At 59.5% G+C, this 17162-nt stretch carries 15 protein-coding genes; 3 read left to right on the top strand and 12 right to left on the bottom strand.

Annotated features, from left to right (window positions below; all coding sequences use genetic code 11):
• Position 1: 1 nt before the first annotated feature.
• Positions 2 to 934, bottom strand: a complete 933-nt coding sequence (locus RH950_RS06015; RefSeq protein ID WP_350054709.1) for a chemotaxis protein CheW — start codon at positions 932 to 934, stop codon at positions 2 to 4.
• A complete protein-coding gene (locus RH950_RS06010) occupies positions 931 to 1356 on the bottom strand; it encodes a response regulator (RefSeq protein WP_350054707.1) in 426 nt (141 codons plus the stop codon). Before RH950_RS06010 ends, RH950_RS06015 begins: the two co-directional genes overlap by 4 nt.
• A gap of 295 nt (positions 1357 to 1651) precedes the next feature.
• Here RH950_RS06010 and RH950_RS06005 point away from each other — a divergent pair, with 295 nt between their 5' ends.
• Positions 1652 to 2356, top strand: coding sequence for a DUF7666 domain-containing protein (locus tag RH950_RS06005; protein ID WP_350054705.1), 705 nt, complete (start codon positions 1652 to 1654; stop codon positions 2354 to 2356).
• Between the two features lie 14 nt (positions 2357 to 2370).
• Here the strand turns inward: RH950_RS06005 and RH950_RS06000 are convergent, their stop codons facing one another.
• From RH950_RS06000 to RH950_RS05960, 9 genes are all read right to left on the bottom strand, one after another.
• On the bottom strand, positions 2371 to 4041 hold the full coding sequence (locus RH950_RS06000; RefSeq protein WP_350054703.1) for a hypothetical protein: 1671 nt from the start codon (positions 4039 to 4041) through the stop codon (positions 2371 to 2373).
• A 344-nt stretch (positions 4042 to 4385) separates the two neighbouring features.
• On the bottom strand, positions 4386 to 5375 hold the full coding sequence (locus tag RH950_RS05995; protein ID WP_350054701.1) for an ABC transporter ATP-binding protein: 990 nt from the start codon (positions 5373 to 5375) through the stop codon (positions 4386 to 4388).
• A complete protein-coding gene (locus tag RH950_RS05990) occupies positions 5372 to 6379 on the bottom strand; it encodes an ABC transporter ATP-binding protein (protein ID WP_350054699.1) in 1008 nt (335 codons plus the stop codon). Before RH950_RS05990 ends, RH950_RS05995 begins: the two co-directional genes overlap by 4 nt.
• Positions 6379 to 7575: an ABC transporter permease gene (locus RH950_RS05985; RefSeq protein ID WP_350054697.1), complete on the bottom strand. Its 1197-nt coding sequence runs from the start codon at positions 7573 to 7575 to the stop codon at positions 6379 to 6381. The genes RH950_RS05990 and RH950_RS05985 overlap by 1 nt, the downstream gene beginning before the upstream one ends.
• A gap of 4 nt (positions 7576 to 7579) precedes the next feature.
• Positions 7580 to 8590, bottom strand: a complete 1011-nt coding sequence (locus tag RH950_RS05980) for an ABC transporter permease (protein WP_350054695.1) — start codon at positions 8588 to 8590, stop codon at positions 7580 to 7582.
• Between the two features lie 104 nt (positions 8591 to 8694).
• Positions 8695 to 10515, bottom strand: a complete 1821-nt coding sequence (locus RH950_RS05975) for an ABC transporter substrate-binding protein (RefSeq protein ID WP_350054693.1) — start codon at positions 10513 to 10515, stop codon at positions 8695 to 8697.
• Positions 10516 to 10620: 105 nt separating this feature from the next.
• Complete coding sequence (locus tag RH950_RS05970; RefSeq protein ID WP_350054691.1) at positions 10621 to 10743, bottom strand: hypothetical protein; 123 nt, start codon at positions 10741 to 10743, stop codon at positions 10621 to 10623.
• Between the two features lie 379 nt (positions 10744 to 11122).
• Positions 11123 to 13708, bottom strand: a complete 2586-nt coding sequence (locus RH950_RS05965; RefSeq protein WP_350054689.1) for a hybrid sensor histidine kinase/response regulator — start codon at positions 13706 to 13708, stop codon at positions 11123 to 11125.
• Positions 13709 to 13893: 185 nt separating this feature from the next.
• Complete coding sequence (locus tag RH950_RS05960; protein WP_350054687.1) at positions 13894 to 14385, bottom strand: bacterioferritin; 492 nt, start codon at positions 14383 to 14385, stop codon at positions 13894 to 13896.
• Between the two features lie 262 nt (positions 14386 to 14647).
• Here RH950_RS05960 and RH950_RS05955 point away from each other — a divergent pair, with 262 nt between their 5' ends.
• Positions 14648 to 15514, top strand: coding sequence for an HAD family acid phosphatase (locus tag RH950_RS05955; protein ID WP_350054685.1), 867 nt, complete (start codon positions 14648 to 14650; stop codon positions 15512 to 15514).
• Between the two features lie 168 nt (positions 15515 to 15682).
• Here the strand turns inward: RH950_RS05955 and RH950_RS05950 are convergent, their stop codons facing one another.
• Complete coding sequence (locus RH950_RS05950; protein WP_350054684.1) at positions 15683 to 16333, bottom strand: PAS domain-containing protein; 651 nt, start codon at positions 16331 to 16333, stop codon at positions 15683 to 15685.
• Between the two features lie 215 nt (positions 16334 to 16548).
• Between RH950_RS05950 and RH950_RS05945 the strand changes: the two genes are divergently transcribed.
• Positions 16549 to 17139, top strand: coding sequence for a TetR/AcrR family transcriptional regulator (locus tag RH950_RS05945; protein ID WP_350054682.1), 591 nt, complete (start codon positions 16549 to 16551; stop codon positions 17137 to 17139).
• The last annotated feature ends 23 nt before the right edge of the window (positions 17140 to 17162 follow it).

Raw genomic sequence — 17162 nt, 5'->3', positions numbered from 1 at the left:
CCTATCCTCTGGAATCGCCGGATCGAACGAAATCAGGCACCATCTCCGCGATCAGTGCCGGCACGTCGATCACCTCGTGGAACGCTCCCTTGTGCGAGATGACCCGCGACTGGGATTCATCGTCCGAGGGCCTCAGCGGGCTCTCGTCGGAGACAATTCCCAGCACCCGTTCCGCGGCAATGGACCATTTCTGGCCATAGTAATTCACGATGATATGGATGCTCTGCTCGCTGAACCCGCCGCGCGACAGACGCAGGACCGGCATCACGGCACCACTGACCTCGATCACGGAATCGAGCTTCACGCCGGGCCGTTTCGGCAGGGGAGTCGTCTCGACATCGTCGAGCGCCCGCTCGACCAGACTGGAATCGACAGCATAGAGATGGTCGCGGATGGTCAGCGCCATATAGCGCTGGCGCGGCCGTTCGATCTTTTTTTCCTGCTCGGAAACAAGCTTCATGGCGCGCTGGTCGGAGATCAGCGGCAAGGCACTCTGGGCATTGAACCAGCGGTCCGGGTCGACGGCCTGAACCAGTTGTCCTTCGTCATCGAGATAGGCGTGCTGCGGCTGGTCCGTCGCGACAAGCCCCTTGGTCGGATGCGCCGGATCGAAATTGCGGATACCGATGATGCGCTGTACCGCGAGCCCGATTGCCGAATGCCCACGCTGCAGGACGATACACATCGGCAGCTCGGAATGCAGATCGACATCGGCAGCATGCGCACGGGACCGCACCACAACCAGGGGGATCGGCTCCTTCCGAAGGACCATGACGCCGATATATTCGTCTGCCTCGCCCTCGATCGGCTCCATGTTCTCGATCTCGACGACCTCGCGGACGCTGGTCAGTCTCACGCCATAGCGGCGGCCGTCCGACAGGAACAGCAGAACGGGAATCTTCTCGGTTTCGAAGACACTCTCCACGGCATTCATGCCGACGCCCCTCCGGTTGCGCCCGCTGCGTCCATCAGGCGGTTGATCGTATCGATCAGCAGGCTTCCGCCGCTCGCATCAACGTCCCGGCTGACGGAGCCGGACGGCTTGCCGATCACCGCATCGGCACCGACAAGGCGCGCTTCGACAGCCTTTGGCGAGGCCGGATGCGTGAGCGAGGACAGGACAATGACCTTGGCCGGTGACAGAATCCGCAACCGACGCAGGCATTCGATCCCGTTCATCACCGGCATTTCGATATCGAGGGTCACCACATCCGGATTCAGTTCCCTGGCGAGATCAACCCCTTCGCGGCCGTTCTCTGCCTCGCCGACGACCTCGAACCCCTCGGCCCGGCCAAGGATGGTCTTGATCGTCAGGCGGACCAGACGGGAATCGTCGACTATCAGGACCTTAGGCATGCTGGAACCATTTGCCAGGGGTGAAAATTATCTTCGAATCAAGGGTTTCATGGTTCCATATCGATCTGGTTTTGCCTACCGGCAAATTGCCGTGAAACGGCCGGACCTGATGAAATACTGACCTCGCCCGGCGGCTCGGAACAGCCTGCCGGCGGCCATAGGAGCCGTTGCGGTGATCCGTGCCGGCGGCACAGTTTGAAATTCTCGAAACCAACGCTCCATCAAGCGCTTGCCCTGCGCCGGGCGCTATAGGACGATAAGGGCGAACCATGACGCGCATTGCGATGGACATGACATGACGGAACAGAACGTGATCCCGAACGGAACTCAGAACGGCTCCGGCGAATTGCTTGCCTGGCACTTTGTCGATGAAACATTGCGCGACGGCCGCCCCGTGCCGGCGGACGGCGAAAGGCTGGCGCATGACGCCGCGCCTGCCCTTTGCGTCTCCGGCCTGCATGCCTCCGAGCGCATTCTCGATGCCCTGAAATACGCACCCGGAAACACCATCTGCCGGGTCGAGTGCCAGGATCTCGCGACCCGGCAGGACGACAAGCTGGTCTGCGCCACGCGCACCGTATTGTGGCGCGTCGACGGCGAGGACCTGCTGCGGGAATTCGCCCGCAAGGTCGCGCTCGACGTCGCCGAGCTGTGGGAGATGCCGGACGGCGTGCGCAAATATCTCGAAACCGGAAATGAGAATTTCCGCGTTGCCGCCAGGGCGGAAGCACGTGACCTGTCCCGCGCCTATGTCCGCGAGGACAATGTCCCGGCGGCCGCCGCGGCGGAAGCGGCGCGTGCCGCGGCTGCCCGGACTCACGCAGCCAGGGCGACGGCTCTCGCCGCGGCGTGGGCCGCGAACCGGGCGCGCGGAGACGCGGAAACCTGGGGGCGCTACAATCTTCTCCTGGAAGGTCTCGTCGAGGCGGCGCGCACCGCCGACGACAGCGACGACGAGTGGGGCGATTTCGCCGACGAGTTCGAGATGGAGCTGGGCTGACACGAAGCTGGCACTCACCCGAAGAAGCCACAGCGATGCAGCTGCTCGTGGAACTTCCGCAGCGTATTGGCCTGCTCTTTCGGATCCGGGATTTGGGAGACCAGTTCCGACTCGAAGTTCGGCCGCTTCAGATGATTGACGATGATTTCCCTGGCCAGGTTTGACGCCTTCCCCTTCGGCAGCATTTCCGGCTGCACCATGCTCACAAGCATGAAGGCGCGGACATGGAGCGGTCGCTCCGAATTGTCGATCTTGTCGAGAATCTTGCCGTCCACGATATAGGTCGCGAGCAGCTCATCCAGCCGCGATGTCAGCTGTTGCTTGCGGTTATCCGGCAGGGCCGACTTGCTGATCCGGTTAAAGATCGACGTGACCTTCGCCATCTTCTTGTTCGGCGGCAGCTTCTCGCGCACCAGATGGTTCACCGACGGCGAGCCGACGAGCAGTGCGTCGAGATGATTGTCGATTTCGGCGCCCAGCACCTCGCGGCCGAGCTTGCTTTCGAGCAGCGCCAGAAGGTAGCCGGTCTTGCGCCCGGGATCGGCCAGCGTCGGCAGCACCGAGGCCGTCGCCTCCTTCATGCCTTTCTGGCCGCCCTTGTTGATGATGGTTGATTGCCGTGCGGTCACGGCCTCGGCCATGTCGGCGCCGCCAACCATGTTGACGTCCGGGATCAGCTTGTCCAGCAGCCCGTGGAACACCTCGCGCTCCTCTTCCCGGTCTCCCTTGGACAAGGGGCTCAGTCCCTCGAGCTGGCGCCGGACCCGATCCACAAGGACAAGCTTGCTCTCCGGCAGCTTGCCCGCCCCGATCAGCTTGTTCAGCTGGATGTTCGTGTAATCCCGGTGCTCCGGATTGAGATCTTCCGGTTCTTCCCCGATCGGCTCGCCATTCGCGAAGCAGATCATGGTGATCAAGGCGCTGGCCAGATCACGCTGATGACCGAGCATCTCGCGCAACACGTCCGCATTGTGCAGAATATCGGAAACAAAGATATCCAGCGCGGCCATCCCGTCCGGGTCTTCGGCGATCACTGCCCAGTCGACGACCTGCCCCAACTTGCCAACGAAGCTCCGGTTCTCGACCAACTCGGTGCTGATCGCCGTGCGGATCAGATAGTCGACTTCCTCCGGTTTTGCAGATGCCTTGATTTCGGCGATCGCTTCATTGAACCCGACATCCCTGATCCGCGGCATGGGACGCTGCAGGGTCTTCTGGGCCGCGTGATTGATCTGATCGACAAAGGCAAAGAGCGTTTCCCGCCGTTCGTTTGCGTTGGTATCGTCAAGTTTCGCAGCCTGGAAGGTCGCAACCTTGGCCACGGCAGAAAAGATCAACGTGCCGTCATCTAGCAGGCGCTTCATTTCACGCGCCGAATGCATGGCTTCCGTTGCGGTCAGATTATGCTTGTCGAGATAGGCCCGGAACAGCCGGTTGACCGTCGTCCGCCCCTCGGTCGCGAAAAAATCGCCAAGCTCGTAACAGACCGGCGCATCATCGATATTCTGGATGAAGACTTTTTCATCGCCCTTCGGCTTGATGCGCTCGAAGAGGATCTCTTCCGGGGACAGGCTGTTGATAGGTTTGCCGGTGTCGGCGACGACCCGCACGCCTTCGTTCCCGGCGCGGGCCAGAATTTTCAGGGCTTCGGCCTGACCTTCATCCTTCGATGGCGCGGTGGCCACAATCGACCACGAACCATCCCGGAGCGCCAGTATTTCGAATACTGCTTTTGAGCGACCTAACACGTGTGTACCCGCACTTACTTTCTGTCTTCAACCGGCCGTTTAAGCGAATTTCTCTCGCAAGATTGGCCGATATTAGCGCGAATTTATTGCTAACCGAATCTTAACAGCCTTCCATGCCAACTCAAGCGCGAATGCGACCGAATTGAAGTTACGGAATAATATGCAATTCGCATGCCCGTTTACGCAATGCTAACGGTTTCGATAAATCGCAGGTAAGCAAGCCGGGTTCCACTCTCTCTCCCGGAAGCCCCCTCACCTTCCGGTGAGACGGTACGGCGGTGTCATTCCGCGAAATGGCAAGCCACACGATGCCCCGGTGAAAGTTCCCGCCAGGCAGGGACATCGGAGGCACAACGGGCCTCGGCCACGGGGCAGCGGGTGTGGAAACGGCATCCGGAGGGCTTGTTCAGGGGGGAAGGAATTTCCCCCTCCAGCTTCTGCGCCGTGCCGCGGTCATCCGGGTCGAGGGACGGGATCGCGGAAAGCAGGGCCTTGGTATAGGGATGTTTCGGGCCTGCGAAGAGTTCCCGGCTCGGCGCCAGTTCGACAATCGCACCGAGATACATCACCGCGACATAGTCACAGATATGGGCCACGACGCTGAGATCGTGGCTGATGAACAGGAAGGTAATGTCCATTTCCTGCTGCAGGGATTTCAGCAGGTTCAGGATATCCGCCTGGATCGACACATCGAGCGCCGCCACGCTCTCGTCAGCGACCAGAAATTTCGGCTCGCAGACCAGCGCCCGGGCGATCGAAATACGCTGTCGCTGACCGCCGGAGAACGCGTGCGGGAAACGCCTTAGATGCTCCAGATTGAGGCGGCATTTCGCAGCAATCTCACGGACACGCTCGTCGGTTTCCTCGCGTGTCTTCGTCAGCTTCATGACTTCCAGCGGCTCGGCAATAATGTCACGCACGGTCATGCGCGGGCTCAGTGCCGCATACGGGTCCTGGAAAATGAGCTGGGCGCGCCGGCGATATTCCTTCAACTCCGCCTTGCTCATCTGTCCGACGTCGAAATCCACATCCTCGTCGCGATACCGCACCTCGCCGCCGGTAATCGGCGCCGCCTTGAGGATGGCCCGGCCGAGCGTCGTCTTGCCTGACCCGCTTTCACCGACCAGGCCAAAAAAAGACCCGCGGGGGATTTCCAGCGACACCTCGTCCACTGCCTTCAGCACACCGCCTCCGCCGCCCAACAGTCCTTTTCCGACGCCGAAATGAACCGAAAGCCGGTTCACCCAGACATGGCTATCCTGAACACTCACGATGCGGCCTCCTTGGCATTTTCAACGAGGACGCAAGCGGCCTGTTGACTGGCCGAAACACGCGCATATCCGGGCCGGTCCGCATCGCATGTCCCGGGGATGAATTTCGAGCAGCGTGTATGAAACACGCAGCCGTCCGGGCGCTCCAGCGGGCTCGGGATGTCGCCTGGAACCGGCGTCAGGGGCTCGTCCAGATGGTCGAGCTTCGGCAAGGCATTCAGCAGGCCCTGCGTGTAGGGATGGGCCGGTGTGCGAATCACTTCACGGACAGTGCCTGTCTCCATCACACGTCCGAGATACATCACCGCCACCCGGTCCGCCGTCTGCGCGATCACGCCGAGATCATGCGTGATGAAGAGAATGGCCATGCCGAACTCACCGATCAGATCCTTCATCAGATCAATCACCTGGGCCTGAATGGTCACATCCAAGGCCGTGGTCGGTTCATCCGCGATCAGCAACTTCGGCCTGGTCGAGAGCGCCATGGCGATCATCGCCCGCTGACGCATACCGCCTGAAAACTCGAACGCATATTGATCGATCCGTGTGCCGGCATCGGAGATCCCGACCCGATTCAGCATCTCGATCGAGAGCTCCCGTGCCTGCTTCTTGTTCATCGAACTGTGCAGCAGGAGCTGCTCGACCATCTGGTCGCCGATGGTGATGGCCGGGGCAAAACTCGCCATCGGCTCCTGGAAGATCATCGAGATGGCACCGCCGCGAACGACATTCAGATCCCTTGCCTTGCTCAGTGACAGCACATCGACCGGACCGTCATCGAGATTCAGCGTGATGCTGCTCTCCGGCCCGTAGACCGTGTTGCCGGCATTCAGCTTCATCAAAGCCTTTGCCGTGACGGACTTACCGGAGCCGCTCTCGCCAACCAGGCCAAGGACTTCACCGGCGGCAATATCGAAGGAGACATTGTCGACCGTGGTGATCAGACCTTCATCGGTCTTGAACTGCACCGTCAGATTGCGGACGGAAAGAAGGGGCGCCGCCATCATTTGTGATCCGAATAAGGGTCGGCCGCGTCGCGCAGTCCGTCGCCGACAAAGACGAAGGCCAGCACCATGCCGACGAAGAAAATGACCGGGATGAAGTACCACTGGTAATTCAGCAGCACGTCCGCGCTGGTAACACTCTGCAACAGCACGCCGAGCGAATTGACAGGCTCCTTCAGGCCGAGCCCGATGAAACTGAGCGCTGTCTCGGACAACACCATGTAGGGGAACGAAATCACCAGATCCACGATGATGTAGCTGGTGAAGCTGGGGAGCAGATGGCGCCGGATGACATGGTTGGCGGAGGCGCCGCACATTTTGGCGGCCAGCACATATTCCTGGTTCCGCTCGGTCAGCAGATGCGTTCGCACACGCCGTGCCAGCGTCGGCCAGCCGATGAAACCGAGAATGATGGAGATGAAGAAGAACCGCGCTTCCGAGCTCCATTCGTCCGGAACGAAGGCGGCCAATGCCATGAAAAGCGGGATAGCCGGCACGGTCCGGATCGCGTCCGTGAACATCTGCAGCACGCCGTCGACCCAGCCGCCGAAATAACCGGACGCTCCACCGATAATCAACGCCAGCACGAAACTGATGAAGACGCCGATGGTACCAACGGCAAGCGAGGTATAGATCGCGTGCAGGGTGCGGGAAAAGATGTCCTTGCCTGCATGGTCCGTACCGAAGAGATGGATGCCGCCCTTGTCCACACCGAAGAGGTGGGTGGTCATACGGAACCCCGGGATGGCGATATCCAGCGCCTCGCCCGGCAGGTTCAGCTCGAAGCTGAACAGCCGGTATTCCCAGCCGGTCGGGAACAGCTCGACATAGCGCCGTTGTTCCGTGTTGATCTCCGTCACCCAGCGGAAGTTCGTCTTGATCGACCGGGTCCGCTCCAAGGTGTGCAGGAAAGGCCGCAAGGAGCAGCCATTGTGATCGCAGAACATCGGGATCTGCGGCGCGCCGTTCTGATATTCCTTGTCGCGCCCGGCGATGGTCGGGTCATAGGGGGACAGGAACGGCGCGAAGAAGCCCATGAGGATTATGCCGATCAGCACCGTGCCGGCGATCATGGCCGCCTTGTTCTTCTTGAAACGCGCCCAGACGAGTTGCATCTGGCTGGCCGTGAAATAGGCTTCCTTGGATTTCTGGTCCGCGCTTTTGATCGGCGCATCTGTGGCTGTTTGATCGACCATCGCCCTAGCCTCCCATCACGCTTTTACGGACCCGCGGATCAATCAGCGAGAGCAGGATATCGGTCATGAAATTAAGCGACACGATGGCGGCGGTCAGCATGAAGATGATCGCTCCCGCGAGCTGCTGATCGTTTGACCGGGCCAATCCCTCCAGCAGCAGGGAGCCCGCCTCCGACAGGGTCAGGATTACCGCCACGATGGGCAGCTCATTGAAGACCCGGTTCAAATCGAAACCGAGAGAATTGATAATCGGGCCTAATGCATGGCGGGCCGGATAGCGCCAGAGCAGCTTACCGCCGGTGACCCCGCGCGCCCGCGCCGCCGTGACATAGAGCTTGCCGTATTCGTCAGACATCAGCGCCCGCACCGTCTGCAGGGCGAAGGCCGTGGCGGACCAGCCGAGAATGAAGATCGGCAGCCAGGCGTGCGACAGAAAATCCATCACCCGGTCGTAGGACCAGGGCGCATCGCGGAATTCCTTTGAGAACATCCCTGTAAGGGTGTCGCCGAAGACCATGGTGGAAAACAGCATGATCATCAGCGCCAGCAGGAAATTCGGCAGCGCGAGGCCAAGATAGGACACCAGGCGCAAACTGTTGTTCAGCCCCGGGCTCGACACCGTTGCCGATATGATACCGACGGGCAGTGCGATCAGGTAGGCAACCAGAAGAGCTGTGAAACAGATCCCGAGAGAGATCCAGATCTTGTCGCCCAGAAGCTGGTTGATATTGACGCGCAGAATGCAGCTGTCCCCGAAGTCCCCGCGCAGGAACACATTGCCGACCCAACCCGCCCAGCGCTGGATATAGGGCTTGTCGAGGCCGAGACGCTGCTCTTCCGCCCGGATGTTCTCGATGCTGATCTGCTCGCCCTGGGTGTTCTTGAAGGCGAGATACCGTTCCGCGCAGTTCCCCGGCACCATCTCCATCAGCGTGAAGACGATAAAGGAAACCAGCAGCAGCGTGACCACAGCCATGGCCGCGCGTGTGCAGGCAAATTGAATGAATCGCAACATATCCCCGCCCCCGTCGGTCTTAGATCGACCGATCTTTTCAGGTCATCGATCTAAAGCCGACGCGGCGGAACCAGGGCTGGTGCCCCGGCCCCGCCGCGCGGAGATCAGCTCTCGTCAGCAAGGAACCATTGCTGCGGACGATAGGGATAGGTCCGGTAATATTCGTAGGACCAGGTCTTGAACTCCGGGAAGTTCTTCAGCGCATTCCGATGATAGATCGGATTCGGCGCCTGCACCGTGCCGAGGAAGAGCAGGTTCTCGGTCATGTTCTGCACAAGACGCTGCCCGATCTCTGCGGATTCCTTCGTGCCCACCGGAGCGGACTGGAAGGCATCGATATCAGCCAGCATCTGGTCGACAAATGCCGGCGGCTTGATGCCCTTGGTACCGTTGCTGTCGACATATTCGGCCCAGAGCATGCCCGTCCGGCCACCGAAATAGTTTTCGAATGGCGGCTGGAACAGCTCGGAATTTCCGAGCACGATGGCGAGCGGCTGGCCCTTCTGCCACATCATGACGTCGAGCTGGTTGGAGGACTGAGCCGAGCGATACTCGTCCGGTGTCACTTCCTTCACCGTCGCCTTGACGCCGACATTGGTCCAATGCTGGGCAACCAGTTCCGCAACCTGGCCAGGCATGCCCTGAGTCGCGAACTGCAGGTTCAGGACCAGCGGAGCGCCATTCGGCAGATCGCGGGCACCGTCGCCGTCCTTGTCGACCACGCCGACCTCGTCCAGCAGCTTCTTGGCCAGATCGGGATCAAACTGGGCGTAATGCTTTTCCCATTTCGGATCGATAAAATCCGGGGTGGGCGAGAAGGCGACATATTGCTTCGGCTGACCGAGATCGAAGAAAGCGACCTCGTTGATCTCCGCCCGGTTCATTGCCACAGACATGGCCTGACGGAACTTCAGATCACCGAAGACCTTGCGCTTTTCCTCATCCGCCGAGGTGACGTTGAAGGAGAAAGTCAGCATGGCGATGGTCGGCTTCAGGTCGACCGTGTAGTCGCCCTTTTCCTGGTTCTCCAGCATGATCGGCGCCGACGGAAGCTGCAGGGACTGCGACTTGTAGTCGATCTCGCCGTTCACGGCCTTCAGGATGCGCACCTCGTTCTCGTTGATGTGCACTTCATCGATTTCATTGATGTATGGAAGCTGGTTCCCGGCCGTGTCGACCATGTGGAAATACGGGTTCGCCACCAGACGGCGACCTTCGGTGGATTCAGCCACGACAATGTGGGATTCCAGAGTCGGATAAACGCCCTTCGGCATTTTCGGCGCTTTTTCCGGATCCGACAGCATGATCGACGGCGTGTCGGTCCAGTCAGAGTTGCCATAATAGGCGGAGATCACGGCATAGCCGTTTTCATATCCGAGTTCCTTCGCCTTCGCGTCCGCATCCGGGTTGTATTTCGGATGGAACGTACCGAGGAAATGCTTCGGCATGAAGGGCTGGGAATAATGCGTCGCGAAGTGGGCGATGAGGCCCGGCTTCGGCGCCGGCAGGTTGAACACCACGGTCTCGGCATCCGGGGTTTCCAGCGTCATCCGCTCACCGGCGACCAGCACATAGTCCTTCGGCTTCTTGATGATGTTCTCGTCGAGCACCATGTCGTCGTACCAGAACTTGATGTCCTCGGATGTGAACGGCGCACCGTCGGACCATTTGTGGCCCTTGCGGAGCTTAATGGTCAGCTTCGTGAAATCGGCGTTCCATTCCCAGCTCTTGGCCACGTTCGGCACGACGGTCGCGAGATCGTCGCTGTAGCGCACCAGGCTGACATGGCGGACGGACAGCAGATCGGACGTGCCGGCTTCCGGTGCGTTCGACAGACCGTCGAGAACGCCGCCATATTTGCCGACCTGATCGTACGGCACGACCACGAGCGGTTCTGCCGGGAGCCGTTCGGCGAGTGACGGCAATGCGCCGTTGCCCTGGATCCTGCTGTTCAGGTCCGCCGATTTCGGATTTGCCGAAAAGGCCAGCTTGCAGCCTGCAGCGGCCTCGAATTCAGCCAGCTCATATTGCTACGGGAAGGCCCCCGCCTTCACGCCTTTCATATCGGCGAGCGTGATCGGCGGGCAATCGGCTGCCGCCGTACCGGCAAAAGCGCAGAGCGCCAGACCGGCAATCAAGATTCTCTTACTCATGAAGTCCCCCTTGTTTTTATTGGAAATCCTCCACCCAAGGATCCCCGTTACACGGCATAGAGCCTCCGTATATTCATGCCGCATTGCAATATGATGACGCTTTGTGAAATCGATTGCCAGCATGATTTGTTGATCAGCCCGGCACATCGTACGCGCATAGGTAAAGATCTGGCATCATTGAGAGAAACCCAGTTTGCAGTGCAGCATTTCGGTTTGAGTGTGAATAGTGGCAAACCCGCTCATCCCATTCTGCCTTGCCACTAGGAAAGTGAATCCGGCCGCGCGCTCTCAAGGTCGCGGCGCCCCCAGATTCTGTCAGGTCCAAATGGAGAAGTGTGCCCGGTCTGCCCTCATTGAAACCGGAAGCAGTATCTAGCGACTATTCCTTGGGAGCTGCGGCCGCAAATCGATTGATCGTAGAGACTAGCTCCGCCGCCTCGAACGGTTTGCTGATATGGGCATTCATTCCAGCGTCGGTGCAGCGCTCGCGTTCCTCGGCCAAGGCATGCGCGGTCATGGCGATCACCGGAAGATCCGTGAAGCCTAGTTCTTCCCGGATCTTCCGGGTTGCCGTCAGCCCGTCCATCTCCGGCATCTCGATATCCATCAGTACAGCGGCATAACGGTCTTTGCCCTCGCGCTTCAGAATCTCAAGCACCTGAACTCCGTTCTCCGCGATATCTACCGTCATACCTGCATTCTCCAGCACACCAACAGCAACCATCCGGTTCAGCTCAACATCTTCGGCCAACAGCAGGTGGATGTTTGCGTTTTCGGCTGTCGGATCCTGGATTGCCGAATGGAGACGGAGTCTCGCCGGACGACGGTTACTGCCTGCATCGAAGAAGGCCATCATGGTATCGATCAGCACGGACGTATTGATCGGTTTATTCACACAATGCTCAATTCCGAGGGCTCTGAGATCACCGGCTATGCCCTGCATGTCTTCCGCCGAAGCCATGATGATTGCCGGCATGTGTTCCAGGCCGCTCTCGGCCTGCATGCGTTTGATGGTCTCTAGTCCATCGATGCCCGGCATCCGCCAGTCCACAAGGACGACCGAATAGGGCGACCGGCTCCGGGCCGTTTGATACATCGCAATGGCTTCTTGTCCGGACGCGGCCACGTCGACTTTGAAACGGAGACTGGTGAGCGCCTCGCCAAGAGTGTCGCGCACGATCCTGTTGTCATCGACGACAAGCACCCGGGTTGCCCGCGCGTCAATCCCCTCGAAGGTCCGCCTCGGCACGGCGCCTTCTAGTGGTTCATATGCCACTCGGAAGAAAAAATGACTGCCTTCCCCCGGAGAACTTTCCGCGCCGATTGTTCCGCTCATGGCCTCAACAAGCTGGTGTGAGATGCTGAGACCGAGACCGGTTCCGCCATGCGTCCGGGTGGTTGATTGATCCGCTTGGGTGAAGGGTTTGAACAGACGGTCCATCTGTTCTTCGGTCATTCCCATTCCGGTGTCGCGCACGGAAAAATGCAGCCATTCCCGGCCGTCTTCGAGCACGCGCGCCACGTCCACGACAACCTCGCCCCGTTCCGTAAATTTGGCGGCATTTCCCACGAGATTGATCAGGATCTGACCCAGCCTCAACGGATCGCCACGCAACGCGGATGGGATATTCCGGTCGACAGAAATGATGAGTTCGTTGGCATTTTCCTCGATCTTGGTGCTGACGACCGTAGCCAGATTCTCCAGTACTTCGTCGATATCGAATTCAACGGATTCGATCTGGAGCTTGCCTGCCTCGATCTTTGAAAAATCCAGAATATCGTTGATCAGGCCGAGCAAAGAGCGGCCAGCCCTGACGACGCGCGAGAGATGGCCCCGCTGGTGATCCGACAAATCGGTTTTCAGCACAAGGTCCGTCAGACCGATGACAGCATTCAAAGGCGTGCGGATCTCATGGCTCATCGAAGCAAGAAACTGGGCTTTCGCCTTCTCTCCGGCTTCTGCCGCAAGGCGCAGGGATGCCTGTTGTTCTGCGAGTTCCGCAAGGTTTGCGTTCGAGTACCTCAACTGAGCGAGGACCCGTGCCTGTTCACGGTCGAGCGCGAGGATTTTCCTGAGGCTCAACCCCCCGGCGATAAGCACCAGGAGCAGGACAAGAGCGGCGCTCCACCAGTTCTCGGCATTCTCGGCATCTATGAGGCCGGGCTCCACATATCCGACCAGCCGCCAGAGAGAACCGGGAATATCCACGCTGACCCGGATTTCATCGATCTCAGCTTCTGTCAAAGAGATGTCACGATGCGCCGCGATTTCGTCCCGCGCGCCGTCCGCATTGATTTCGATCAGATAGTCCCGCTCGCGGTGAACGAGCGCGAGATAGTGGCCTGGATTTTGGTAGGACCTGATCAGGGACTGCAGAACATCGGGAAAGAAACTGACGAAGAAGACACCATTCAGCTGCGTGCCACTTCGCCACGGCGCCATAATATCGAAATGGTAGTTGTTGGCCTGCGGATGGATGACGGTCTGGTAACCCCTATCGTCCGCGTCATTGGCAAGCCCGGAGACGTAAGACTGGATATTCGCCTGGCATTGGCGTCCTACAAACCCCTCCAGATCGTCGACCAGATCCTCCCCATCCCGGTTAGCCAGCGTGAAAGTGAAGTAGCTGGGAAACCAGCGCCGCAGGCGCTCGTCGATGCGGGCCCGGAGCTCCTCGTCGCCGACATCTTCCGCGTAGGCGGCCAGCAGATCCTGATTGTCATAGGCAAACGCCTCAACGAGGCGCTGACGCCCGCTAACGAATTGCACCACCGCATTGGCTGCTTCCCGGGCCTCGGAAGCCAGGATCTCAGTGTGCCGGTCCTCGTTATCCGCATTCTGCAGAGCAGCGAAATAGAGCGACGCACTGGCGACAAGCAGTACCGCCACCACGACAAGAACAATCGTCGCCCGAGTCCCGCCTCCACCGCCAATAACAGACGGATCTTTATGATTCTCTGTCATGAAAGAGCGGTTACTGCCTGAAAGTTACATCGCCAGCCTGACCTCTTCAGAGTGGCTGGGCGAGGTATTTAACATCGGTCAAGACCTCGCCAACCGCTCCGGATAAGCGATCGAAACTCCTCTGGAATTTAGACACTTAACGCTAACCGACTGTTAACATACGCAGTGATAGGCACGCGACGAGATCAATCGTTCTCCCCGCCTTCGCCCGGCACGGACATGTGCTTGGCGATATAGGCTGGCTCGCCCATCCGGGCGATCAGGCTGAGCTGCAGGTCGAGCCAGGACATGTGACCTTCCTCTTCCATCGCGATCTTCTCGAACAGCACGCGGGAGCCAATATCGCCCTCTTCCGCCGCTTCCCGAGCGGCTTCGGTGTAGAACTTGATGGCGCCCTTCTCGTCGTCCAGGTCGGCCTGGAACATGTCGTTCAGGGACTGGGCGCGGGCCGGCGCCTTGGCGAATTTCAGCTCCGGGTCCCCGTTCAGGAACAGAATGCGTTCGATGAAGGCGTCCGAGTGGCCCAGTTCTTCCTGCATTTCCTCACGCATCTGGGAGGCCAGCCGGTCGATGCCCCAATCCTCAAGGACATGTGCATGCAGCTGGTACTGGTGCGCGGCCGTCAGTTCCATACCGAGCGCGGTCTGCAGGTTTTTCAGGGTTTTCTTGCTTGCCATGGCGGCGTCTCTCTCTCCGGTTAAAGGCTGTGTGTCTACAGGGCAGAATGCGCCACCGGGGAAATCGTTCCATCGGCACCTCCGCCCTGGAAGCGGATCTGGAGTGTCGCCGGCGTCTCGGCCATAGGTCAGATTGTCGCTGGCGGCCGCCCGTTCTCGCCCCCCAAACGCACTAGCACGTTGTCGCAAATTCATGACAGCATGTGCGCCACGCTGGAGCAGGCTCGCCCCCTCCGGCCACGGTCAGAGAAAGGGTCAGACCATGCAATACCTCCTCAAATCCACCGCACTCGCCGGCCTCACCGCGGCCGCCCTCAGCTTCGGCGCGGCCGGTGCCGCGCATGCGGAAGATATCGGGGCCCATGACGGCCTGAACGCTACCTACTGGATACAGAATTCGGTCGAGTACAAGGCCAATGCCTCCGCGCTCTACCAGCTCGCCATGCTGCGCCTCGACCAGGCCCTGGCGGACAAGAGCTGGACCGCCGCACTGGAACAGACCGGCGACTATCAGTCCAAGCCGCCGGCGGTAATTCTCGATATCGACGAGACCGTGCTGGACAACTCGCCCTACCAGGCCTGGATCGTGGAGAAGGACAAGTATTACAGCTCCAAGACCTGGGCACCCTTCGTCGAAAGCCAGACCTCCCGCGTCATTCCGGGTTCGGTCGAGTTCACCAAATACGCCAAGTCCAAGGGTGTGAAAGTGATCTACGTGTCGAACCGCAAGGCTCCGGGCGAGGACGCCACACGCGCCAATCTGAAGAAGTTCGGCTATCCGGTCGACGAGGATACGGATGTGGTCCTGCTGCGCGGCGAGAAGGACGAGTGGAAATCCTCCAACAAGACCCCGCGCCGGGAACATGTGGCCGCCAGCTATCGCATATTGCTGCAACTCGGCGACAATCTCGGCGATTTCACGGACGAAAACGTTAAGGGCTCCCCTTCCGAGCGTCTCGGAACCTTTGAGAAATACCAGGCCATGTGGGGCAAGCAGTGGATCATGTTCGCCAACCCGACCTACGGCTCTTGGGAAGGCGCTGCAATCAACAACAACTGGAAAGCATCCGGCTCCGAGAAGCGGGCCATGAAGCACGCCATCATGGACGAATGGGAAGGCCCGAAGTGATCCGCTAGATCACTTTCGCGCATTGTTCAGCAGCAGCCCGGCATTGACCGGGCTGCTCTTGTATTGGCTCCCAGGCGGCTGCGCAGTGCCGGAGAGCCCAGCGCCGAAAACAGCTCTCTGCTGTGAATGTCACACGAAGCGCGATTGGGAGCGGAGATGATAGGAGCATCAAAGTTTCCGGTAGATCAGGGAGCCTTCCGGGTTACGCCCGAGTGTACCCGGCTCGACAGGGACGTTCCCGACCATGAAGCCGATGCAGCCGCCATCTTCATCGGCATAGGGTAAAATCATGCGCCGCCAGGCTTTTGGCGCGAGCCAGCTCGGTGACTTGGATTCCGTATAGAGCGGCTGCCCGGTACGGTAAACGGCGAGATAGCAGGCGCGGTACATCAGAGCGAGCGGGGTCCGGGTTTTCCTGCACATTTCCGACACCGTGCTTTCGGTCCAGTCGTGACCGGCATATTCGACAACACCGGTCCCGTAAACCCGGTAGCGGGCGTCAAAGCCATCATCCAGAACATCGAGCATCATGATGTTTCCAATCGCCTCGCGGAGTTCGAGAACGTCGATATCCCGCCGCATAGGCAGGCGTCTCTCCGTATCCCGAATGGTCTTCCAGTATTCATGAAGAAAGACCAGCTTGCGCTCCGGGACCTTGGTATCCGGAGTGACGAACTCTATGAGACCGCAGAGATGGTCGTATTCCGGGGTCCGCTCACCGTTGACGATGCGATCGGCTGACGTCCCGACACTTTCCGGCGTCGGTTCCGACCAAACCGGATCAGTATCATTGCCGCTGTCTCCACCGATTGGCCGCACCGTCGACTCTCCCTGAATTTGACCAAGATGTTATTCCGAACCGCCCTGCGGAACCAGCCATGCGACGACCGCCGGCTCGAAATCGCTCCGGCATCCTTCGCTTATGCAGAAAACCACACGCTGCAGCGCACAATTTATTCGCTCCGATATCTTGACAATGGTCAGCTCGTGATTACTTTCCGACCATTCGGAAATAAAATGAAACACCTGCTGATATGATCGGACGCCCAAGATCGATTGATCGCGAAACTTTACTGGATGCAGCGCAGACTGTGGCGGCCCGGGATGGGGCGGGCCGTCTGACGATCGAATCCGTCGCGAGTGAAGCTGGTATCAGCAAAGCGAGCGTGCTGTATGACTACAAGACGAAACAGGCCCTGATCAAAGCCCTGATCGAACGGCGCATCGCCACGGAGAGTGACCGGATCGGGGAGATCGAACAGGCATTGGGCCCGGTGCCGAATGTTGCGATCCGCGCCAGGTTGAGCTCGGAATTACAGGGACTTTCGGACGAAGATCGCAAAGTCGCCCTGGGCCTTTGCGCTGTCGTTTCCCAGGACGCCGATTTACGCCGCCCGGTGCGGGAGATGTTCGCGCAGCGCATTGCCCATATAATGGACACCTCCGACAAGCCGCGCGGGCCTCTCCTCGCATTTCTTGCTGTTGAGGGCTTGAAATCACTGGAATGGCTCGGTCTCCACGAATGGCCGAGCGAGGAACGGAAGCGGCTTATTTCCGAAATTCGCTGGCTTGTCGATCAGGAACCAGAAGAGCGCGCCTGCGACACCGTGACGGATTCGCCTTGAACCACCGTTATATTCCTCATCAC

The sequence above is a fragment of the Nisaea sp. genome (assembly GCF_040217065.1).
Classification (GTDB): Bacteria; Pseudomonadota; Alphaproteobacteria; order Thalassobaculales; family Thalassobaculaceae; genus Nisaea.
The sequence above is the reverse complement of the archived record's forward strand: the minus strand, read 5'-3'. Positions and strand labels throughout refer to the sequence as shown.